The organism is Bacteroidota bacterium (genome assembly GCA_018692315.1).
In the GTDB taxonomy this organism is placed as follows: domain Bacteria; phylum Bacteroidota; class Bacteroidia; order Bacteroidales; family JABHKC01; genus JABHKC01.
On record JABHKC010000248.1, the window covers coordinates 51,533 to 76,307 of the forward strand.

Annotated in this window: 16 protein-coding genes; 4 read left to right on the plus strand and 12 right to left on the minus strand. The window is 32.3% G+C overall.

Features of this window, described 5'->3' with window-relative positions:
• Window positions 1-86: 86 nt before the first annotated feature.
• Together HN894_18130 and yidD are read right to left on the minus strand one after the other, a co-directional pair.
• Window positions 87-3,389: a hypothetical protein gene (locus tag HN894_18130; GenBank protein MBT7145245.1), complete on the minus strand. Its 3,303-nt coding sequence runs from the start codon at window positions 3,387-3,389 to the stop codon at window positions 87-89.
• A gap of 138 nt (window positions 3,390-3,527) precedes the next feature.
• Window positions 3,528-3,764 carry a membrane protein insertion efficiency factor YidD gene (gene yidD / locus HN894_18135; protein ID MBT7145246.1) on the minus strand — a complete coding sequence of 79 codons (237 nt, stop codon included), beginning with the start codon at window positions 3,762-3,764 and terminating at the stop codon, window positions 3,528-3,530.
• A gap of 279 nt (window positions 3,765-4,043) precedes the next feature.
• Here yidD and glgP point away from each other — a divergent pair, with 279 nt between their 5' ends.
• Entirely contained in the window at window positions 4,044-8,306 is a 4,263-nt protein-coding gene (gene glgP / locus HN894_18140) for an alpha-glucan family phosphorylase (protein MBT7145247.1), read from the plus strand.
• A 12-nt stretch (window positions 8,307-8,318) separates the two neighbouring features.
• Here glgP and HN894_18145 read toward each other — a convergent pair whose 3' ends face one another.
• The 6 genes from HN894_18145 to HN894_18170 form a co-directional block, all read right to left on the minus strand.
• Window positions 8,319-10,259 (minus strand): tetratricopeptide repeat protein, encoded by a 1,941-nt coding sequence (locus HN894_18145; protein MBT7145248.1) that lies wholly within the window; start codon window positions 10,257-10,259, stop codon window positions 8,319-8,321.
• An 18-nt stretch (window positions 10,260-10,277) separates the two neighbouring features.
• Entirely contained in the window at window positions 10,278-10,991 is a 714-nt protein-coding gene (locus HN894_18150) for a glycosyltransferase (GenBank protein MBT7145249.1), read from the minus strand.
• 29 nt (window positions 10,992-11,020) lie between these two features.
• Complete coding sequence (locus HN894_18155) at window positions 11,021-11,599, minus strand: TIGR02646 family protein (protein MBT7145250.1); 579 nt, start codon at window positions 11,597-11,599, stop codon at window positions 11,021-11,023.
• On the minus strand, window positions 11,596-13,440 hold the full coding sequence (locus tag HN894_18160) for an AAA family ATPase (GenBank protein ID MBT7145251.1): 1,845 nt from the start codon (window positions 13,438-13,440) through the stop codon (window positions 11,596-11,598). Before HN894_18160 ends, HN894_18155 begins: the two co-directional genes overlap by 4 nt.
• A 94-nt stretch (window positions 13,441-13,534) precedes the next feature.
• Window positions 13,535-14,449: a DoxX family protein gene (locus HN894_18165; protein MBT7145252.1), complete on the minus strand. Its 915-nt coding sequence runs from the start codon at window positions 14,447-14,449 to the stop codon at window positions 13,535-13,537.
• Between the two features lie 91 nt (window positions 14,450-14,540).
• Window positions 14,541-14,774, minus strand: coding sequence for a hypothetical protein (locus HN894_18170; protein ID MBT7145253.1), 234 nt, complete (start codon window positions 14,772-14,774; stop codon window positions 14,541-14,543).
• A gap of 159 nt (window positions 14,775-14,933) precedes the next feature.
• Between HN894_18170 and mtaB the strand changes: the two genes are divergently transcribed.
• Window positions 14,934-16,238, plus strand: coding sequence for a tRNA (N(6)-L-threonylcarbamoyladenosine(37)-C(2))-methylthiotransferase MtaB (mtaB, locus tag HN894_18175; protein ID MBT7145254.1), 1,305 nt, complete (start codon window positions 14,934-14,936; stop codon window positions 16,236-16,238).
• Between the two features lie 40 nt (window positions 16,239-16,278).
• On the opposite strand, the gene HN894_18180 is transcribed toward mtaB, so the two are convergent.
• The 4 genes from HN894_18180 to HN894_18195 all read right to left on the minus strand — a co-directional run bounded on the left by HN894_18180 (window position 16,279) and on the right by HN894_18195 (window position 21,961).
• Window positions 16,279-16,917 (minus strand): MBL fold metallo-hydrolase, encoded by a 639-nt coding sequence (locus HN894_18180; protein ID MBT7145255.1) that lies wholly within the window; start codon window positions 16,915-16,917, stop codon window positions 16,279-16,281.
• An 82-nt stretch (window positions 16,918-16,999) separates the two neighbouring features.
• Window positions 17,000-18,202 carry an ABC transporter permease gene (locus HN894_18185; GenBank protein ID MBT7145256.1) on the minus strand — a complete coding sequence of 401 codons (1,203 nt, stop codon included), beginning with the start codon at window positions 18,200-18,202 and terminating at the stop codon, window positions 17,000-17,002.
• A complete protein-coding gene (gene lon, locus HN894_18190) occupies window positions 18,203-20,623 on the minus strand; it encodes an endopeptidase La (GenBank protein MBT7145257.1) in 2,421 nt (806 codons plus the stop codon).
• A 147-nt stretch (window positions 20,624-20,770) separates the two neighbouring features.
• Complete coding sequence (locus HN894_18195) at window positions 20,771-21,961, minus strand: glucose-1-phosphate thymidylyltransferase (GenBank protein ID MBT7145258.1); 1,191 nt, start codon at window positions 21,959-21,961, stop codon at window positions 20,771-20,773.
• A gap of 270 nt (window positions 21,962-22,231) precedes the next feature.
• On the opposite strand from HN894_18195, the gene HN894_18200 reads away from it, so the two are divergent.
• Window positions 22,232-22,735 (plus strand): tyrosine-type recombinase/integrase, encoded by a 504-nt coding sequence (locus HN894_18200; protein MBT7145259.1) that lies wholly within the window; start codon window positions 22,232-22,234, stop codon window positions 22,733-22,735.
• Between the two features lie 80 nt (window positions 22,736-22,815).
• Entirely contained in the window at window positions 22,816-24,645 is a 1,830-nt protein-coding gene (locus HN894_18205) for an NACHT domain-containing protein (GenBank protein MBT7145260.1), read from the plus strand.
• The last annotated feature ends 130 nt before the right edge of the window (window positions 24,646-24,775 follow it).

A 24,775-nucleotide genomic window follows, 5' to 3' on the forward strand; every position in this document is an offset into this window, starting at 1 on the left:
AAAGAATCATTTATCGATCGTTCCTCAAACAATTAATGATTTGAGTTTCAGTAAATTTGCAAGAAATTCGAAAGGCCTGCTTAGTCCTAATTTGCAGGATAGTATAAAGTATCCGCCAAATTCATTTTGACTTGATAGCCTTCTCCTGTGTTCATGTTCCCAATAAGATTGACACCATATTGAGGATAATAAACTTGTCCCAAACCATTTTTTACAATTTCAATATTTAAGTCAATTGAACTAAGCATAGTAGAAATCGGAGCGGAATTGTTTCGAAGATAACCCAAATAGCTCCAGCCAAGTGGTATATTTATGGCTGTGTTTTCAGGAATAGCAGCATTTCCTTCAATTTCAATAATCTGAGATGAATTTGTTTTAATCTGATATCCCTCGCCAAGAATAAGATTTCCTATTAGGTTTACACCAAATTGTGGATAATAAACACTACCCAAACCATTTTTTACTATAACAACTTCTGAAACAATAGAACTAAAAATCGATTCAACATCAGAATAGAAGGGTTCAATATAAGTAGAAAAAATGCTCCAACCGGACACTAAATTTATAGTTTGAATATCTGAACTGCTTGCAATTAGAGAGCTTAGTCCGCTAATTCCATTTATTGCATATGTGTTAGTATTCAAATATCCGGAAGTAAAATATGAAGCCTCTGCAAGGTATTCTTCACCCTCAGAAACATCAAATAATTTCCATTTAAAAATTTCGCCATTTACAAAACCATCATTGCCGAGATATTCGCCCCAAGCGGTGATCGCATCAGTTGAGCCTTGCCAAATATAATAACCTCCACAAGCTATAGTTCCGAGCGAATCAAAAAATACTCCAATATAATCTCCATTTGAAATTTGAACGCCATCTATAGTAATTGGAATTGTGTTTTGAATCAGAATAGTGTGATTGTTACCGGTATTCGAATATGTCCAATTAGGAGAATATGTAGTAACAGTAAGCGAAGCAAGAGCACTAATTCCATTTATTTGAAAAGTATTAGTATTTGGAAATCCTGTAGTTTGATAACTTGCTTCTGCAATATATTCTGTAGAAGTAGATTCGTCCCATATTTTCCAAACAAATTCTTCGCCTGCAATAAATCCATCGTTTCCCAGATATTCGCCCCAGGCAGTAATTGCATCGTTTGCTCCAGCCCACATCAAATATCCGGCACAAGCCAAATTGCCAAGCGAATCGTAAAACACTCCAATATAATCTCCAGCATCAACCGGAATATTGTTTATTGAAATTTCTATGGTATTAGCGAGCAAAATTGTATGATTGCTTCCTGTATTAGTGAATGTCCAAAGTGGAGAATTCAAAATGTTTTGTCCTTCGGGAACAACAACAGTTACTGTTTCGATACACAAATTATAATCTGAAACTGTAACAGTATAGCTTCCTGCCGAAATATTTTCTATATTTTGGGATGTTTCGCCATTCGACCACAAAAATGTAAATGGGAAAAAACCGCCGGAAACACTTATATCAATTCCGCCATCGTTTCCTCCAAAATTTGTAATTTCATTTACATTAAACGTCAAACTCAATTCTAATGGTTGAGAAATTGCAATATTTTCTGATACAGAAATAGAATTATTATCAGTAACTGTAATGAAATAATTTCCGGCAACCAGATTTGAAATATCTTCTAAGCCAGATGAAAAGCCATTGGGACCACTCCATTGGTATGAAAACGGTGGAATCCCACCAACTACAATTAAATCTATGGCTCCATCGGCGTTTCCAAAACAAGAAACTTGCGATGATGAATATGTTATTATAGGAGCATTATTTATTACGTTTATATTGTAATCTTCTACTTCGCCATAGCTTGTTGATCCACAAGCAGAAAAGGTTCCGGTATATGAGATTCTAACTCTCATTTTTGTATTTCCTAAAATAGCATCAGTCGGTACAGAAATGCTTCCGCTAAAAGAAGTAAATCCACCGGATATTGTGATTGTTTCGTTCGTATCATCAAAATCGTAATCCTGATTCCAATCTATCCAAACACCACATTGGTCACCAGAATATGGACTTCCGTTTGTAATAGTTATAGCGTAAGAATTATTTATTTCTAAATCGGTCGAAATAGTCGAAAAATCTGTGTAACCACCAGTACCACAAGCCGAAGAATTGCTGATAGTATTCAAATTCACATTGCTAATATATTCATCGCACTGCAAGCTTCCGGAAACACAATATGGCGAGTTCGAAGGAGTAATTCCAATTATTGCACCCTGATCAAAAGTAAAATTATAAGAACTGGGACTTAAACTCGACAAGTAGAAATATCCATCGTAAGATCCGCTCCAGCCAAAATTGAAATGAAAATATTCTGTTCCCTGATAGCCATCGCAAACAAAGGCATGTCCTGCTGTATTTCCAGAATCTTCGCCTCTGTAATAAACTGGTCTTGAGGCATCTAATTCGGCAACAATAGCAGTTTTCCAATCTGCGTCAGTATAATTACTTTTCATTATCATTTGTGCAGATGAGGAATAATTAAAATAATTTACAAAAGCTCCAACAGCGCTAAGCGAAGGAGCACCGGAGCCATCAGTCCCAAAATCCATATCCACTGAAACAGCACAATCGTAGAGCAGATTGGCAATCGCCGAATTGCTGGAATTAATGCTATTTGGCATTGCCGCCCAATTGTAGCTTGAATTTGCAAAATTAACTGACTGTAAGCCATAGTCGGCGTGTGTGTATGAATAAGAACCTGTTCCTTGTGCCGGGTGTGCATGATATTTCATTATTTGCCCCATAGTTGTAGCAACACAACCCGCAAAAACATGACCACATGCATACCATGGAGCTACTGCATCTGTCGGGCAGCTTTCGTTGTAGTAGCAATCCTGATTCCATGTTGTGCTAAGCAGTGGCGAAACCGCAGTTGTGCTTTTTGCAATTCCTCCATTTCTTGTTGAATATTCTTGCCAGGCTTCGGTAATTTCTTGCGGAACAACTGTAATTTTTTCTTTTATGAAAACTATTTGTTTTTTGTAACTGTCAATAATCCAGCCGAATGCCGGAGGAGGATTGTTATTTTCGTATTTGCCTTTTGCAGAATAACCTAAAATTGGTATGGTTTTATCTTCGGCAGAAACTATGACAAATCCATCGTTTTCGAAATTGAAAATATAAATTAAAGTTTGCTGGATTTTATGGTTTTGTGAATTCGATTTTAATATAAATTCATTTTTTATGGAAACGGTTGCAGCTTTGTCAGAATTACATTCCAGCTTGTTTTGATAGTGAAAGTTTTTGGCTACCTCTCTCGCTTTGTTAATATTAACTTCTTTTGCAATTGCTTTTGAAGCAAAAAATATAAGTGTTATTGATATAAAATAAATATATAATCTGTTCATATTTCAATTTTAAATTAGAATTGAATTACGCAATATTAGTTGAAAAGTTAGTAAATATAACTTTTTGTATAATATTTAACTTTTTACCCTATTTGAATAAATCAAAATCAATCAATCTTCAATTTTTAATGAAAATTTCTATGGCACCGCATCATGCCCATGTCCACCCCAAGGATTGCAGGAAACTATTCTTTTTAATGCAAGCCAGCCTCCTTTAAAAGGACCATGTTTTTTTATTGCTTGAATACTGTATGTTGAACAAGTTGGCGTATATCGGCAAGCAGCTGGAGTAATAGGAGAAATAAAATATTGATAAAATTTTACTAATCCTATAAAAAACTTACTTAATATCAATTTTATAAACCTTAAAATCATATTTTATCAACTTACGAAAAAAGAAATTTGTGCAAAGTTGTTCGTTTCTATTTTAGCAAACAAAAATATTTCTCAATTTTAGCAAATGTTATTTTGAAACAAATTGCAACTATTCAAAAATCTGCTCGATATTTATCAGGACAATTTTCAATAACAAAAAGTTTATATCTTTGCCGCCTGAAATTTTTTGGTGGTAATTAGATTTACTACAAGCCATTCGTTGAATGGTTTTTTTTTGTAAAAAAATACAATGATTTGTAAAAAAATAAATATCATTAAATGATAATAAATAATAAAATGAATGTTTCGATAGAACCTGATTATATTTTTGAAACAAGCTGGGAGGTTTGCAACAAAATTGGAGGAATCCATACAGTATTATCAACAAAAGCAAAAACTATTAAAAACAAATTTGAAGATAAATATATCGTAATTGGTCCTGATATTTGGAGAGAAACATCTGAAAATCCGGAATTTAGCGAAGAATATGCTTTATTTTCTGATTGGAAAGAACAAGCACTTTCCGAAGGTTTGAGAATTAAAATCGGACGTTGGAATATTGCAGGAAATCCGATTGCTATTCTTGTAGATTTTACAACTTTCATAAGTGAAAAAAACGAAATATTTAAATCATTTTGGGAAAAATATAATTTAGATTCAATTTCGGGCGGCTGGGATTATATAGAATCTGCCCTATTTGGCTATGCTAGTGCAAAAGTAATCGAAAGTTTTACGAACTATTATATCGATGCTTCTACAAAAATAATTGCTCATTTTCATGAATGGATGACTGGTACCGGTGTTTTATATTTAAAAGACAAATTGCCACAAATTGCCACGGTTTTTACAACTCATGCCACAGTAATAGGGCGTTCAATTGCAGGTAATGGTTTCCCTCTTTACGAGAACTTGAACCAACTTAATGGAGACCATAAAGCAAAAGAATTTAATATAATCTCTAAACAATCGCTGGAAAAAACTGCTGCAAAACTTGCAGATTCTTTCACTACTGTAAGCGATTTGACAGGAAAAGAATGTAAACAGTTTTTGGGTAGAAAAGTAGATATTGTTACACCAAATGGTTTTGAAGACGATTTTGTTCCTACGGCAGAAAATTTTGGACAAAAGAGAAATCAAGCTAAAGAAAAATTTGCTGAAGTGGCTTCGGCTGTTTTAAATGAAAATATTCCAGAAGATTCATTTTTTATTGGAATAAGCGGAAGATATGAATTTAAAAATAAAGGAATCGACCTTTTTATCAAAGCACTTGGTGAGATTAAAAAATCGAAAAACGTAAAAAGAAAAACTATTGCATTTGTTTTGATTCCTGCGAATCATTATGGTGCCGATAAGTTGTTGGTTCAAAAATTGGCAAATAAAAATACAGATATTCAAATTTCAGAAAATTATCTTACTCATAAACTTCACGACAAAGATTACGATCCGGTTTTACATGAAATTTCGAAATCACAAATTGATAATGGCGAAGATTCAAGCTTAAAAATAATTTTTGTTCCATCTTATTTAAATGGCTCCGATGGTATTTTTAATATGTCCTATTTTGATTTGTTGATAGGATTAGACTTAACAATTTTTCCATCCTACTACGAGCCTTGGGGCTATACACCTCTCGAAAGTCTTTGTTTTTCGGTGCCAACCATAACAACTACTCTTGCCGGTTTCGGACTTTGGGTAAACGATTATTATTCGGCGAAACATAGCGGAATTACTGTGATAAATCGTAATGATAGTAACGACAATGAAGTTGTAGAAAAAATTGCTGAAAAAATTCTTTATTTCAGAGATATATCAGACCAATCAAAAAAAGAAGCAAACATAAATGCCTTTGATGTTTCACGAATTGCCTTATGGAAAAATCTTATAAAATATTATTTTGAAGCCTATTCAGTTGCTTTAGAGAAAATTACAAGCAGAAAAGAAATGATTAAAATTGCAAGAAAAAATGATAGAATCACCGGATATGTAAAGCGTCATAAATCGAACAAGCCGGTTTGGAAAAAACTTATAGTAAAATCGCATATCCCGAAAAAGTTGGCAGAACTTTCAGAACTTTCTAAAAACCTATGGTGGTCTTGGGATTATGAAGCTCAAGAATTATTCGAATATATAGATGAGAAACTTTGGCAGAAATGCGAAAAAAATCCACTTATTTTGCTTGAAGAAATTCCTTATGAACGACTGAAGGAGCTTGAAAATGATGATGCTTTTATACTAAAATATGAATCAGTAATTTCGAGATTTACTGAATACTTAAACATAAAACCAAGCCCTGATAGCAAAAGAATTGCATATTTCAGTATGGAATATGGGCTTCACAATTCTTTGAAAATATTTTCGGGCGGACTCGGTATTTTGGCGGGCGATTACTTAAAAGAAGCCAGCGATACAAACGTAAATATGACAGCCATTGGATTGCTTTACAGATATGGATATTTTGGTCAGAAAATTTCGCTTCACGGCGAACAAATTGTAAATTATCATCCACAGCATTTTTCGCATCTACCAATAATTCCTGTAAAAGACGAAAACGGAAACTGGAAAAAAATAAGTGTTGCTTTTCCGGGCAGAAATATTTATGCGAAAATATGGCAAGTAAATATTGGCAGAATAAAATTGTATTTGCTTGATACAGATATTATTGAAAACTACGACGATGATAAAAAAATCACACATCATCTGTATGGCGGCGACAACGAATTTCGATTTATGCAAGAAATGTTGCTCGGAATAGGCGGAATGCGAGCATTAAATACTATAAATATTCAGAACGACATTTATCACTGCAATGAAGGGCATGCTGCATTTATTGGATTAGAAAGATTGAAATATTACATAAACGAGAAAAAGCTAACTTTTGCAGAATCGGTCGAAATTGTGCGTGCTTCAACATTGTTTACTACACACACACCCGTACCTGCCGGGCACGATTCTTTCCCCGAAGATTTGGTAAGAACCTATATGTCGCACTATCCGGCACGATTACAAATTGATTGGGAAACTTTTATGAATCTTGGTAAAATTAATTCTCAAGACCAGAACGAAAAATTTTCTATGAGTTATCTTGCAGCGAATCTTTCGCAGGAAATAAACGGAGTAAGTCGCCTGCATGGCGAGGTTTCGCAAAAAATGTTTAATCCGCTCTGGGATGGATATTACCCCGAAGAACTGGCACTTTCCTATGTTACAAACGGAGTTCATTATCAGACGTGGACAGCCAAAGAATGGCAAAAACTCTATTCCGAAAATTTTGAAAACGATTTTTTGAGTAATCAATCCGACCCAAAATTTTGGAGTAAAATTCATAATGTTGATGATCGGAAAATTTGGGAAATTCGTTCACTGTTAAGAAAAAAACTTATTGAACACGCAAAAAGTAAGATAAATAGAAATTGGACAATTAGGCACGAAAATCCACAAAAAATCCTTGAAGTTCTAAATAAAATGAACGACAAAGTATTGACTATTGGTTTTGCCCGCCGTTTTGCAACCTATAAAAGAGGAACACTTTTGTTTAAAAATATTGAAAGGCTTTCTCAAATAGTAAACAATCCGAAAATGCCTGTTCAGATCATATTTGCCGGAAAAGCCCATCCGAACGACGGTGGTGGCCAGGATCTTATAAAAAGAATTGTTGAAGTTTCTCGCCGTCCCGAATTTCTTGGGAAAATTCTGTTCCTTGAAAACTACGATATAGAGCTAGCCAAAAAACTTGTACAAGGTGTTGATATATGGTTAAATACGCCAACCCGACCTTTGGAAGCTTCCGGCACAAGCGGAATGAAAGCAATCATGAACGGAGTAATGAACTTTAGTGTTCTCGATGGTTGGTGGGTCGAAGGATTTAGAGAAAATGCAGGCTGGGCTGTTCCTGAAGAAAGAATTTACGCTGACCAGAATTTGCAGGACGAATTAGATGTTGAAACAATCTATAGGATTTTTGAAGACGATTTAATTCCTCTTTTTTACGAAAGGAATGAAAACAATATTCCTGAAAAGTGGATAAATCGTATTAAAAATTCTATTGCACAAATTGCTCCTGAATTCACAACCAAAAGAATGATAGACGATTATCAATCTCGATTTTACGAAAAGTTGTATGAACGAAGCAATAAGCTAAAAATCAACGATTTTGAATTAGCTTATGATATTTCTGTATGGAAAAAACGAATTGAAAAAGTTTGGGATAAAATACAAATTGAAAGTATAAGTTTGCCAGACACAAATAAAGCTCCCTTGGTTCCCGACCAGCAATATAGCTGCAAAGTAGAATTAAAAACTCCCGGACTGTCGGCTCAGGATATTGGTTTAGAAATTGTTGTTGCTGAAATGGATACGGATAATGAAGTTCAATCGATTAATACACAGGAATTTGAATATATCAATTCTGAAAATTCTATTAATTATTATGAACTGAAAATCTCTCCAAAAAAATCGGGGATGTTAAATTTTGGGATTAGAATATTTCCTAAAAATGAATTACTCCCACACAGACAAGATTTTAGCACTGTTCGGTGGATTTAAAATTTATAAAAACTATTTCCCGCAATAAGTTTGAATAAAACTGGCTGCTGCTGAATATCCAAGTTGATAGGCTTTTTGCAGATCCTGGCATCCATCAGTGTTTTTACCTGAGTTTATTTTTGCTAAGCCTCTATTGAAATACGCCATTTTGAAATTTGGTTTTAGTGAAATTGCTTTTGAAAAATCGTTGATGGAATTATCATAATCTTTCAGGTTTAATTTCACTACTCCTCGATTCATGAAAAATTCTGCCGAATGAGAATTTAATTCTATTGCTTGATTCATATCAATTAGAGCTTCTTCAAATTTCCCCGATTTTGCTAACAAAAGTCCTCGTTGAGTATAAGCATCGGCAAATGTAGGCCGAAGCTCAATAACTTTTGTATAATCAAGAATTGCTTCAGCGATTTTATTAAACTTGCTATATGCATCAGCTCGATTATAATATCCTTGCAAAAATTCCGGGCTCATCTGTAAGCTAAAATTAAAATCGGAAATTGCTTTATCGAAAAGTTTTAAATTGGTATATGAAATTCCCCGATTATTATAGGCAAAAACCGATGTTCGATTCAGACGAATAGCTTCGGTATAATCGGAAACTGCTTTTTTATTTTTGCCTAAATCGGAATTTGCTAATCCCCGATTGTTCCATCCAACCGACGATTCTGGATATTTCTCAACTACATCTGTAAATAAAGTGATGCTATCTTTCCAGACATCGTTTCTGACAAAAGTAATTGAAAGTAAAACTACCGAATACAATATCAAAATGGTAATCATGGCATTTTTAAGTTTCGGCTTTTTTTCTAATGTTTTCATAAAATAGAAAGCAAAAATCAGAAATGCACCTATTGAAGGAATGTAAACATATCTGTCTGCCATGATAAAATCGCGCAAGGGTAGCAATTGTAAAACCAAAATAATATTGATGACAAAAAACAAAATGCCAAAAGAAATTATTTTGTTACGCTTGAGCGAATTCCAAAAACTATATAAAATGCCAAGCACAGGAATTATATATAATCCATAGGCAAAAAGTGAAATAGTGCCTGCACTTTTCGGATATGGATAAAAAGCAGAAAGTTTGAAAGGAAATACCAATTTCAAAATGTAATGAGTGAAAGCAAGACTTGCATAAACAATCTGTTCGATAAAACTACCGGAGTTTTTATCTTCGAAAAATTCGCCTGTGCGGCTCGAATAAATTGTAACAATCCCGAGAATTGCTGATAAAACTACAAATGGTATTTTTTCAATAATAACTTTGCTGGAAAACAATTTACGGTTTAAGAAAAAATCAATTGCCACCAAAGTTATTGATAATGTAACTGCCTGTTCTTTAGCTCCGAAAGATAGTAGAAAAAACAAAAGTGAAAAAACATAAAATTTCATTTTCCTCTTGGAGACAAATTTCAGATAGGCAATCAGTGAGGCCAGAAAAAAACTTGTATATAGCACAACTTTAATGGCTGAAACCCAGGCAACCGATTCAACGTGCATAGCATGGACAGCGAAAAGCAAGGTGGCGATAAGGGAAATTTCAATAGCATTGCGTTTAAAAATATTTCGCAACAATAAAAGCAAAAACCAGAACACTAAAACAGAATTTATCAAATGCAAAAGTACATTTACTGTATGATAAAGAGTTGGATTTAGTTTTCCAATTTGATATACCGAAGCCAAAACTATAGTAGTAACAGGGCTGTATTGTCCTTTGAAAAAATCAGTGAAAATAGCCTTAACATTTTCTGTTTCAAGGCTTTTAATATAGTGGTTGTTTTCTACATACCAATCGTCGTCCCAACGCACAAAATCGTTGTTCATAGCTGGCATGTATGCAATGAAAGTTGCAGCAATAATCGCAAATAAAAAATAATAATGTTTCTTATTCAACTTATAATTTTCAGTTTTGGCTGGTTTTTTACTGTGTATATGTTTGGTTTTCTTTTTCATCAGTATATTTTCGAAATCTCATTTTTTGTACTTTCCGGAATAAAAATAATAAATAATTCTGAATACGTCAATCACCATTAAAAATCCATGTTTCAGGACTTTAACACTCGAAGATTCATTGCAACGTAAGTTTACCGGCAACCTTTTTATATCGAAATTTCTTTTCAAAGCAATATAAAGTAATTCAACATCGAAAGCAAAACCATTGATTTTATTCACTGAAAAAATATCAAAGGCAACATTTCGTCTAAATCCTTTCATTCCGCATTGAGTATCGAACCAGCCACCTGTAATGAATCGTCCAACGATGAATGAAAAAATATCGCTACCGATTTTTCGGGTTTTGCTTATTTCTGTAAAATAGCTCGATTCGGGCAGGGTTCTATCTCCAACAACCATATCAAATTCTTTAAAATCGAGATAGTATAAAAACTTCTGAAACGAGTCGAATTGAAATGGAATATCGGCATCGGTAAAAATAAGGAATTCGCCTTTTGAATTTAAAATTCCCTTACGAACGGCTGCTCCTTTGCCTAGATTTTTTTCATTTTTTAGAAAAATGCAATTGTGCTTTTCGGCAATACTTTTACTTATGTCAGCATCTGCCGAACCATCGTCAACAATTATTATTTCATAATCTGTTTTAATAGTTGCTAAATATTTTATAAATCCGGGCAGTTCAGCTAATAAATTTTTTGAGCAATTATATGATGGTAAAATTATACTTAGCATTCTTAGAAATTATATTAATTCATTTATGCTTAATTATTCATATACTCAATTACTGTGTAAAATCCATTAAACCATTCAATACAGTTCTCTAATGACAAAGAAATATATTCATTATCTGTATTTTCTAAAGTTTTAATAATTCCTTTTCTTCGATCCACGAGTCTCTTACAATTTAAATCCAATACATTAATAGTATCCTGTGCATCATTTTCATTTTCATCAAAAGGCATTATTCTTCCGTTTCGTGCATAAATAAAACGATTTTGACAATTCTCTTGCAAAGGGGATATAAAATTGATAAAATAATTTGTTTCTTTTTTATGCCCACAAGAATCAGTATGCTGACAAGAAGCCAATAAATTGCCGTAATTAAATGTCTCTATAGGAAAATTGTGCCTGTCTTTTATATGTTCAACATGACAACTATTACCATTATTTGTAACTGCTATCTCACAATAACAACACATTTGATTTTGTTCATCAATTAGAGTTTTTCTTAATTCCTGATAAATTTCTGTTCCAGAAAAAGTATTCCAATTAGAGTTGGGATTTTGTCTTTTCCAGTTACTCAAAGATAATAATTCAGAGTCTTTTACAATATGCCTCATATTACTATCTCTTTTTTTCTTATTAACATTTCAGCTCTTAAAATATCAGAATCGCTTTTTAAGTATTTTTTTAATTCTTTCAGTACTTTTTTCGCATCATCAATTTTATTTCTTTCAATAAGTTCAAATAGATTATTTAGATTCTTTTTTGTTTCCGAGGGTCTGGCATCTTGGTCCATAATTAATTCAACAACTCTGTCAACTGACATTCCAAAAGATTCTTCTGGTTTTTTATATGTCATAATATTGTCCTCATTTTGGAGCAAAAATATGTTGTCAGGATTGACATGACTTATAACTAATGGTGAATGTGTAGTAATAAAAAATTGACAATTGGGAAATAATTTGGTTAGTCTCGGAATGATTAATCTTTGCCAAGCAGGGTGAAGATGCAAATCAACTTCGTCAATTAGGATAATCCCATCTCCCAGTAGAGGTTCTTTGCTAAATGGATTTGCAATAGATAACCTGCGGGCAATGTCCCCAATCAAGGCAATTAGATTTTTTTCTCCATCGGAAAGTTGCTCTAAATTAAATGTTTCACCATTTTTGTCAACAAGCATGTGTGGTCTTGGAATTCTTTTTATTCTTAAATTTGAATATTCCTGAATGAAATTTTCAATTGTTTTTGTAACAATGTGGATTTCCCTTCCTTCATTTTTAGTTGCAACATTTTGTCGAGCAGCATCACTTTTTATAATTTGTTCAATGTCTTTTAAAAATATTTTTGTCAAGCTATCCCATTCATTTTTGTTTTTCGCCAATGTTGGGTTGTATTCTTTAAATAGGTTTTCAATATCTCTTTTCCCTTTATCACTCATCCACCATAGGCTTATTAAAACAGAAAATTGAAGCGCCTCCCAAATAAACAAAATTAAATTTTTTTGTTCATTTTTTAAATCCGTTTCATAAAACAAGGTTTTTATTTGTTCAAAAATCCTTTCGATAATTTGACGTGGAAACTTTTCAAATTCAATTAAATTATCCCTTCTTAAATCTGATAAAGAATTCATTTTATGTAAAAGATATTCAATATCATGTAGAATTTTATCTAAACGATGCTCTTTTTGAAATTTAAATTCTATCGAATGAAGTAAATCAATTAATTCGTTGAACAGGTATCGTGGTTCTTCAAAAATTAATTCCTCCCTTTTAAAACGTTTTGTTATATATTTGTATTCATCATATTCTGATGTGATTTTTTCAATATACGAAAGAATATTTTCTGTTCTTCTTTTTAACCATTTTCTATTATTTACCATCCACTTAGTTCTTGAACCCAATTTTTCATTTAAAATGTCATCTTGCATTCTGAACCATTCAAAAAATGATTGAAAGTTGGCTTTTCCACCAATAGCATTGTCATAAACGTCTAATAAATAAAAGTTTTCTTTATTGGAAATTTCTGGTGAAATATCTTTTACAACTCTATTGACTGGATAATAAGCAATAACGGGTAAAGAATTATCTCTTTTTAATTTATCTCTATAATATTCAGCTAATTTCGAAACTTGCGATAATTCAGATTTCTCTTTTATTGTTTCTCCTTTTTGAACTTTTATTAATTTCCAATTATATAGTAGATTGTTTTCTTTTACCAAGGTTTCAAAAAAAGAGAATGATGCATCATTTCTAATATCATTTTCTGAAATGTGCTTCCCTGAAACATTTTCTCTTTGAATTCTATTGATTAACCATGAAAGAGAAACTATTAAAGCGTCAAGAATTGTTGTTTTTCCAGAACCATTAACACCAATAAAAACATTTAGTGATGAATCTAATTCAAAATCCATGTTTTTTATGCTTCTATAATTGGTGATTATAATTTTCTGTATTTTCATTTCTTAATTCTTATATCAATATTTTTTCTCAAAATTAGCACATCTTTTATAAATGAGAAAAGTTTCTTAGGATTACACCTTTAGTAGTTTGGATTTAATCGCCAAAAAATTCAATAACATCATTCTGGTCAATTCCCCTATAACCAACTTTGCCTATCATTTTCCCATCTTCTACATAATATATTGCAGGCAATTGTTTTCCGCTTTGGCTAAAAAAATCAATCATAGGGATAAATGTATAAGGGTATTTTTTCGATTCGCTTTCGGTCCAAAACGATTCAATATTTTCTTCTTTCCCATAAAAAATATAGAATATCGGAAGATCGTTTTCTAAATTGTTGTCGATTATTGATATTTTTTTTGCTGCCATTTTGCAGAATTTACACTTCAGACTATAAAAACATACTAAAGCTTTGCTATTGTCAATTTTCAAATTGTCGGGATTGTTTTTGAAATCCTGGAAATATTCAGTGTTAAGAGTTCTGTTTTCAAGCACTTGCATTTTCTGAGGATAAACAAAATCGGGCGGCGTAAGAATAGTTGGCACAGAAAACGTAGCAATAAAAACTACTATAGAAATCAACTTTTGAAATTTGAAATTCCATTCTGTGTTATAAAAAATAAGGAAAATTGTAGCCCCAATAAGGATAAAATTCTTAAATATTGATTCAATAGGTGAAAGCTTTAAGTATTCGCCAAAGCAATTACAGTTTGTCATTTCTGCAGAAAAAATAGCAAAATAGATTAATACAAAAGTAAAAGCTGCCAGTAGTATTAAGTTTAGCCGGAGAATTTGTTTAGAAAAGATATTTATTATTAAAATTAATCCAATAAAAAATTCGGTAGAAATTATTAGTCTGGCAAAAACTGTTGCAAAATGCCAATTAGGAATTCCATTTTCAAAAACAAATAATTCAAAATATTCAATTGGGAAAAGTTTTGCATAAGCAGAATATAGGAAAACTAAACCTACAACAGTCCTAAGAACATGGGGTATTATTTTTATCATATATAAATTTCAAAATTATTGAAAAGTTTATAAAAAAAGGAAAGGCATTAATAAAATGCCTTTCCTTTAAAAATTTTAGTAAATTAAGAAATTATTCAATTTCACACTCTACTTTTGTGATTATACCCAAAAAATCCATTTCTATATCTCCTTCGTCACACCAATCTTCAGCATCGCCTTTACTGCTATGTTCTGCTGTAGCTTCAACAGACTCTCCTTCAACACCATCTACACTGGTTGTACATACACATGTGTAATCTTTACTACACGAAGACATTGCGAAAACAAATCCGCAGGCAAAAATAAATGTTAATACTTTTTTCATTATATAAATTTGTTAATTAAAAAAAAGCAAAGATATAATCTTTGCTGGTTTTAGAGAATTTTTTTGTTTTTTTTTGAGCTAAATTGTTAATATTTTTACAAAAGAATAATGTTTGGCAATTTTTATATTTGCAACTTATTTTTCAATTTAAAAACTTTGATGGAAAACAAACAAAAAGTTGCTTTTTATACACTTGGCTGTAAGCTGAATTTTTCGGAAACTTCAACAATTTCAAGACTGTTCAATAGTGAAATATATGATAGTGTTTCGTTTGATTCTCAGGCAGATATTGTAGTAATAAACACTTGCACTGTTACAGCTACTGCCGACAAAAAATGTCGCCAAATAATTAGAAAAGCTATTAAAACTTCACCTTATGGAATCATAGTTGTAATTGGTTGTTATGCCCAGCTAAAACCTAATCAAATTGCAAAAATCGAAGGTGTTGATATTATTTTAGGCACAAACGAAAAATTGAATATTATAGAATATCTTCAGAAATATGAAAAACAGCAATCGGCAAATATTCATTCGTGCGAAACAAATGAAATAAGCGAAATTTTTCCGGCTTATTCTATTGCCGACAGAACACGTTCGTTTTTGAAAATCCAGGATGGTTGCAATTATGAATGTTCGTATTGTACTATTCCGATGGCAAGGGGAAAAAGTAGGAATGTTTCTATTGATAAAATTATAGAACAAGTTCGGAATATTGCTATGGCAGACGTAAAAGAAATAGTTTTGACCGGAGTAAATATTGGAGATTTTGGGTATAGCTCTAATGAGACTTTTTTGGAACTTATTAAAAAACTCGACGATATTTCAGGAATAGAACGGTACAGAATTTCTTCTATAGAGCCAAATTTATTGACTGATGAAATCATTGAATTTGTTGGAAAATCGAAAAAGTTTGTGCCACATTTTCATATTCCGCTACAGTCGGGCTCCGATAGCATTTTGAAACTTATGAGCCGGCGATATAATACTCAGCTTTTTTCAAAGCGGGTTGAAAAAATTAATAATACGATTGAAAATGTATGTATTGGTGTTGATGTTATTGTAGGATTTCCTTCGGAAGAGGAAGCGGAATTTTTGGAAACTTTCAACTATCTGCGAGATTTGAATATTTCTTATTTGCATGTTTTTTCATATTCCGAAAGAGAAAATACTAAGTCTGTAGATTTGCCCGGAAAAGTATCAAAGGCTGATATCCAGAGGCGTAGTAAAGCATTGCATAATCTTTCTGCAACCAAAAAACTTAACTTTTATAATAAAAACCTCGGGACTAAAAAACTTGTATTATTTGAAAATCATACCTTAAACAAAAAGCTATTTGGTTTTACTGAAAATTATGTAAAGCTGGAAATAGATTTTGACGAAAAATACAAAAACCAGCTCATTAATTTTGAGCTTCAGAACATTAATAAAAACGGAAATGTAGAAGGGAAAATTATTGAAAATTAGGGTTTTAAATCTCACCTCTTTTTTTGGTAAAACTTTAGTATTAAATCAAAAAAGGATTGGTCTTTTTTTCGTAAGCTATAGAAGTATTGTTGCCATGTCCCGATAAAACCTCAACATTTTCGGGGAGATTCAAAAGCTTAGTTTTTATGCTGTGAATGAGCGTATCGTAGTCTCCACCAGGCAAATCGGTTCTGCCAATACTTCCATTGAAAAGCACATCGCCTACAATCACAAATTCCTGACTTTTTGAATAAAAAGCAAGGCTGCCGGGAGAATGCCCGGGAACATGAAATATTTCAAGAGATGAATTGCCAAATTTAATTTCGTCAATCTCGTTCAAGTAATTATCAATTGTGGGAGCATCGTTAAAACTGAATCCAAAAAGTTCTGCATATTCATTGGTACTGCAAACAATTGGTTCGTCCAGTTTGTGAGCTTCAAAAGGGATATTGTATTTTCCCCTCAAAAAATTCACTCCGAGCAAATGGTCGATGTGCCCATGAGTATTCACCAATTTCACAGGTTTCAAATTGTTATTTTCAATAAAGGAAACTAAGTTTTCTTTTTCCGAATTGTCATAACAGCCGGCATCAATAATTATGCACTCTTTAGTTTCATCGAAAAGCACAAAAGTATTTTCTTGAAACCCATTAAAAACGAAGGTTTTTATATTTATCATAATGTATAATTTGTTTTTAAAATTTGCAATTATAAGAAAATACTCATAAAAATAGATTGTAAATTCATATTTTCAATTCATCCTACTCCCTCGTATCAAAAGCATCCCGCAAGCCATTCCCAACAATTGTAAATGCCAGAACCATCAGCATAATTGCAATTCCGGGCAAAATTGCCAGATAAGCTTTATCGAGAATTATATATCCGTAATGGTCTTTTATGATTGAGCCCCATGAAGGAACCGGTGGCTGAACGCCAATTCCGAGAAAACTCATTCCTGCTTCAACTAAAATTGCTGATGCAAAATTTGATACAGCAATTATTATTACCGGGCTCATAGCATTTGGTAAAATATGTTTGAAAATGATTCGGAAATTTCTGTAACCTAAAGCTCTGCATGCTTCTATATATTCTTTTTCTTTCAGGCTCATTACCTGTCCTCGAACTACACGTGCCACTTCTACCCACATTGTAAGCCCCACTGCTATAAAAACCTGCCAAAATCCTTTGCCGAGCGACATTGTTATAGCAATCACAAGCAGAAGAGTTGGTATCGACCAAATAACATTTATGAGCCACATAATAAAAGCATCTACCCTCCCTCCGAAATATCCGGCAATTGCACCAAGCGAAATTCCAATAATGAGCGATATCGCCACAGCTATAAATCCAACTGCTAAAGAAATTCGCATACCCAAAATCAAACGGCTCAGAAAATCTCTCCCAAACCTATCAGTACCGAGCAAAAATCTTTTTTCTTCAATATTATTTTCTAAAAGAATTTTCTGTAGCTGGCTTATAGGTTTTGTGTGTTTTTTATTTTCAATATCGAAAAAAATACAATTTCCGTTTACATCTGTCTCAATATTTTTTTTAAAAGAAATTGGATATAAAACATCTGCTACATAAAATTCCTTCTTAAAACTTGTATCTTGGTCGGGCGAATATTCAGAGACGATAATTTTATGGTCTTCGAAATAATAGCTATTCATCGAAATATCGATGTATTCTTGATTTTTGCCAAAAAACATTTTTGAAAAAAATCCTTTACTTTCAATAGCTTCATTTTTTCTTAGGCGAAGAATTTTTACTTCAAATCCGGGCTTTTTAGTGGCAAGCTCTATAATTTGTCTATTTGCATTTTCTAGATTGTCGGGCACTATAAAATATGCAAACAGAGCAGTAATTATTGAAAAAATAATAAAAATCAAACTACCCATTGCAAGCTTATTTTTTCTAAATTTAAGCCAGGCAAGGTATTTTAAAGATTGATTTTTATTTTTCAATTACGAAATCTCAACAGGGTTTTGTACTTTTTGTTTTAGTAGAGCATAATCAAGAACATCAATAATTGTATCAACATAGATAAAATCTAAGCCTTTCAAATAGATCTCATTTATCTCTTCAATATCTCTTTTGTTGTCTTTCGACAAAATGATTTCTTTAATTTTTGCTCTTTTTGCTGCAAGGATTTTCTCTTTGATTCCTCCTACAGGCAGAACTTTTCCTTTCAGGGTTATTTCGCCTGTCATTGCTAAACCATGCTTAACTTTTCGCTGTGTAAAAGCAGATGCCATAGAAGTTACCATAGTTACTCCGGCCGATGGTCCATCTTTAGGGGTTGCACCTTCCGGAACATGAAGATGAACATTCCATTTGCTAAAAATATCTTGCTTCAGACCGAGATGGCTCGCATTAGATTTAAGATATTCGAGTGCAATAATTGCAGATTCTTTCATCACATCGCCCAAGTTTCCTGTGATTGTAAGTTTTTCCTTGCCTTTGCTCAGGCTTGTTTCAACGAAAAGAATTTTGCCGCCAACAGCCGTCCAGGCCAAACCTGTTACAACACCGGCAATATCATTGCCTTCGTAAGTATTTTTTTGATATTCAGGGGCACCGAGAATTTTAACTATGCCATCTATCGTGAGTTTTCTTTCCGGATTTTCGCCGAAAGCAATTCTTTTTGCAATTCCTCTTACAACTTTTGCAATTTTTTTATCTAATGTTCTTACACCTGATTCGCGAGTGTAATCTTCTACAATTTTTTCAATAACATTTTTTGGAAAAAACAGCTGTGAGATTTTTACTCCGTGAGCTTTCAACTGTTTTGGAATTAAATGTCGTTTGGCAATTTCTATTTTTTCTTCAACAATATATCCACTTACGTGAATAAGCTCCATCCTGTCTAACAATGCAGGTTTAATGGAGCTAAGAGTATTAGCAGTGGCAATAAACATTACGTTCGAAAGGTCGTATTCCAATTCGAGATAGTTGTCGTAGAATGCATGATTTTGTTCCGGATCGAGAACTTCTAATAGTGCAGAAGATGGGTCGCCCCGAAAATCATTTCCTACCTTATCTATCTCGTCCAAAATAAAAACAGGATTTGAAAACTTGGCTTTTTTGATGCTCTGGATAATTCTGCCTGGTAAGGCTCCTATATATGTTTTTCTGTGTCCGCGAATTTCAGATTCGTCGTGTAATCCACCCAGCGAAATGCGTGCATATTTTCTGTTAATTGCCGAAGCGATTGATTTTCCGAGAGAAGTTTTTCCCGAGCCCGGAGGTCCGTATAGGCAAAGAATCGGAGATTTTAAATCACCTTTTAATTTTAGAACCGCAATATATTCTAAAATTCTTTCTTTTACTTCATCTAAGGCATAATGATCGTTATTTAGAATATTTTCGGCGTTTTTCAAATCGAAATTGTCCTTCGTGTATTCATTCCACGGAAGGTCGATAAGTGTTTGCAGGTAATTCAATTGCAGCGAATGATCAGGCGAAATTGGATTTATTCGTTGCAGTTTTTCAAGTTCATTGTCGAATGTTTCTTGAACATAATCAGGCCATTTTTTGGCTGTCGATTTGGCTTTTAGGTCTTCAACTTCTTTGTTCACATTGTCGCCGCCAAGTTCGTCCTGAATAGTTTTTAATTGTTGATGCAACATAAATTTTCGCTGTTGCTGGTCTATATCAGTTTTTACTTTCGATTGAACTTCGTTTTTCAGCTCAAGCATCTGAATTTCTCTTTGGAGATATTCCATGAGTTTTGTTGCCCTTTCTTTCTCGGAATTGTTTTCGAGCAAAAACTGTTTTTCTTCGCTTTTTACATCACTATTCGATGATATATAATTAATTAAAAAGGAAGAATTTTCGATATTTTTAATGGCAAACGCAGCTTCAGGAGGAATATTTGGCGAAAGCTGAATGACCTTCAATGCTAAATCTTTTATAGAGCCAATAATGGCATTATATTCTTTGTTCTTTTTTGCAGATGCTACTTTCGGGAGAATTCCAACTTTAGCTTTAAGGTAAGGTTCTTCGGTTAGTACTTCAATAATATTGAATCTTTTTAAACCCTGGATAATTACAGTTGTAATACCATCGGGCATTTCAAGGATTTTAACAATAGTAGCAACCGTTCCTACCTGAAATAAATCTGTGGGTTTAGGATCTTCAATATCAATATCTTTTTGAGCTATTGTGCCAATTATTTTGTCTTTTCTATAAATTTCTTTTACAAGATTTATAGATTTTTCTCTGCCAACAGTAATTGGAATTAATACTCCAGGGAAAAGGACAGTGTTTCTTAAAGGCAAAATAGCCAATTCGTCAGGAATATCAATTTTTTTCTCTTCTATATTTTCTTCTGTAATAACAGGTAGTATATTGCTCTCTTCGCCCAAAATGCTTTGCATGTTCATATTTTTCAATTAATATGTTAATTGTCTTATTCTTACGACTATGTCAGTTTTTGCTTGACAATTTGTCATTTTTATCATAAAATTTTCAAATTTCCAGTTAAACCAATTGCTGTGCCATTTTAAAAGGAAATTATAAATAATAAATCCTTAATCTTCAAATCTTCGATATTTTTCAGTTTTCTCAAAAACAGTACTAAGTATGTCTTTTTCAATCTGATCGAAAGTTTTTCCTCTTCGGTTCATAACAATTTTGGCAACATAAAAAGCTGCGGTTTTTTTATAAGTTTTTAAGCCTTGAGGACCTCCCCAGGCAAAAGAAGGGATAAAGTTTCGAGGAAATCCGCTACCGAAAATATTTGCATAAACTCCTACAACTGTGCCGGTATTAAACATTGTGTTGATGCCACATTTCGAATGATCGCCCATTATTAGTCCACAAAAAGTTAAGCCTGTTCCAGCAAAACGTTCTTCAGGATAATTCCATAGTCTTACCTCCGCATAATTGTTTTTCAGATTTGAATTGTTTGTATCTGCTCCAAGATTGCACCATTCGCCGATTACCGAATTTCCAAGAAATCCATCGTGGGCTTTGTTTGCATTTCCGAAAAATACAGAATTATTAACTTCACCTCCAACTTTCGATGCTGGACCAATTGTGGTAGGTCCATATATTTTAGCAGCCATTTTTAAAGTAGATTTTTCGCACAAAGCAAATGGTCCTCTAACTATCGAACCTTCCATAATTTTTGCATCTTTGCCAATATAAATTGGTCCGCTTGAAGCATTTAATGTAGCAAATTCTACTTTCGCACCATTTTCGAGAAATATATTTTCTGCGGCAAGAATATTATTTGTTTTGCTCAATTTCTGCGATTTTCTATTTTTGGTAAGAAGTTCGAAATCGTTTTGAATTGCTTCGCCATTTTTTTTGAAAATTTCGTAGGTAAAATTTATTTTCGAGATTTCGTATTCGTAGTTTATTTTTGAAAAGTTTTCGAAATTGTTTTCCAAATTAAAATTACTAAACTCACCTACATTCACAGCAACAATAATATTGTCTTTTATTAATGCCTGATTTTTTTCAAGTTCTGAAATTTTCTCAACAAGTTTAGTTTCCGGAAGGATAGAACCATTTATTAAAATATTGTTTTCGGCTACTTTTGCAGCATATTTCGTTTTTAAATAATCCTTTGTAAGAAACGAGCATTGGGTATTTAAATAGAGATTCCACTTTTCGCGAATGGTTAAAATACCAATCCTTATTTCTGCAACAGGGCGTGTAAATGTCAGCGGTAGAAGTTGTTCCCAACTTTGGTCGTCGAATAATAAATAATTCATATTTTCAAAAATAAAAGTATAATAAGCTTTACATCAAATTCTATTTTTGCAAAAGTAGAAAAAAAGCTCTACTATTTTCAGGCCTCCCTATCTAAAATTGTTCCGTTTATTTCCTGTATATGGATATATATGGAACAATCTATTCCATATATCTTATATTTGCAGATAAACGGAATTCCATTATGATAAAAAAAGTTAGTGAAAATAAAAATAAGCAAACTAAAATTGAATCGCTTCCTGAAAATATGAAGAAAAAAGATGTGTTGATTTATGTGTTGGCTCTCAGAAAACCTTAAACATAAATGCATTTTAAGCATCATCTATTCGGCTGGCTTACGAGTAAGTGAGGCAATAAGTTTAAAAGTAAAAGACATTGATTCCGACAGAGGAATGATAATAATAAGACAAAGCAAAGGGAAAAAAGACAGAATTAGTTTGCTTAGTAACAAAATACTATTACTTTTGCGTACATATTATTCATTATATAAACCGAAAGAGTATTTGTTTGAAGGAAGCAAAGGTGGAAAATATACAAGTAGCAGTATTCATAAAATAGTAAAAAAAGCAGCAAATGAAGCAAATATTACAAAAACAGTTTCAACTCATACATTAAGGCATAGTTTTGCAACACATTTATTAGAACAAGGAGTAAGTTTAAGATACATACAAACAATATTAGGACATGAATCGAGTAAAACAACAGAAATATACACACATGTTTCAAGCACAAAGTTCAATGAAATTAATAATCCTTTCGATGATATGGATATTTAAAACAAATAATAATAATAATAAAGAAATAAACGGAATTTTCCGTTTATACTAATGTTGGCGGTAATATTAAAAACTACAAAATGACAATATCTAAAGAAACGTTATCTCTAATTAATGCATTCAAAAATCCATTACTTGAAATTCTCACAGATATAAAGGATGAAGTCAAATTCTATTTTGATACAGGAATTATAAAGTATATTGAATCAATAAGAAAAAAATTCATCAAAACTAAGACATTCCTGTACAGACTTGAGAATGTCAATTTTTACGATATTTATTTCCCAATTACAATTGAAAATAAATCTACGAAAGATTACCTAATTGACAACATTGAGGAATTATTTAATAAATCAAATTTCATCTCAATAATAGGAAATGCAGGATGCGGAAAAAGTATGTTGTTAAAACATGTTTTTTTAAACTCAATAATGCAAATTGTTAAAATTCCAATTGTTATAGAATTACGGAATTTAAATGATTTCGATGGGAGCTTTATGGATTACTTAAACAATCTTCTCTCTGGCAAAAAGCTTGCTCCTAATAAAAAGATTTTAGAAAGAATTCTATCAAATGGTGAATTTTTATTCTTGCTCGACGGTTATGATGAAATCTTTAGTGATAATAAAAACAAATTAACATCTGAACTTATCGAGTTCATTGACAATTATAGCAGTAATTATTTCTTCATAACTTCTAGACCAGGTGCAAATGTTGAATCTTTGCCCAGGTTCGATAGTTACTCTGTCAATGATTTAAACGATAAACAAGTAAAGGATTTTATTAATCTACAATTAAAAAATTGTGGAGACAAAGAATTAGCAAATAAAATTATTAATGTAATTAGTAAGCCAGAAAACCAAGATTACAATTCATATCTTTCTAGTCCTTTATTGCTATCTATGTTTATTATGACATTCAATTCGTATCCTGAAATTCCCAAATCAAAAAGTAAATTTTATTGGAATGTTTATGACACACTTTGTACAAAACATGATTCGTTTACAAAACATGGGGGATATCAGCACGAAAGAAAAACTGGATTGCAAAATGAAGATTTTGAAAATATTTTAAAATGGTTTTCATTTATTTCGCTATTCAAAGGAAAATATAGTTTTGATGAGCAGTATTTTACCCAGCTTTTGAAAAAAATCAAAAATAAACTACAACTAAAATGCAGCATTGAAAACCTCAAAGAAGATTTAACCGTTGCAATATCAATATTAATGATAGATGACTTAGAGTATAAATTCCCGCATAAATCATTACAAGAATATTTTTCAGCTCTGCTTATTACAGGGCAAAACGAAAAGATTAAAAAAGAAATCTACACTAAAAAATTTGATAAAGTATCTGGGCACTCTTTTGGTGACAATGGGAATATGTGGATATTATTAAATGAATTAGACACAGTTCCATTTAATAGATATTACATAACGAGACATATAGAAAATTTCTACAAAAGAATAAACCTTGAATTACATGATGCAAAAATTAAATCCTTTATTCAATCAGGGGGTCATGAAATATATGCTTCATACGATAAGCAAGACAATAATGGATCCTTAAATTTAGCGACCTCTTCTACAATCGAAACTTCGGCACTGGCTTTTACCGGCATTTATCTTATGAAGCTCAATTATGACATTCACGGTGTTATATGGAAAAAACTAAAAACAATACAAGACATAAACCAAGCTTTACCTGCATTGGAATCTGGAAGTGATAAACATTATTCATTTATTGATCTTGATGAAAAAACTCAAAATGAAATTATTTTCAAAATAAAGAAAGAGAAATTAGATAATAAAATTTCTCAAGGTGTTCAATCAGTAAAGAATAAATTAGTTGAGGTTAAAAAGGAAATTAAAGAATATGAAAAAAGAAAAAATGACTTACTAAATTTATAAAATTACTACCGCCAACACTTAAGAATATAAAAACAGCGAAAAACTACAGTGCCAGGCACTGTAGTTTTTATATTCGTTGTTGAGCTAAACCCAAGCCGGCGGGCTTAAAGTGAAGGATTTGGCGTATATG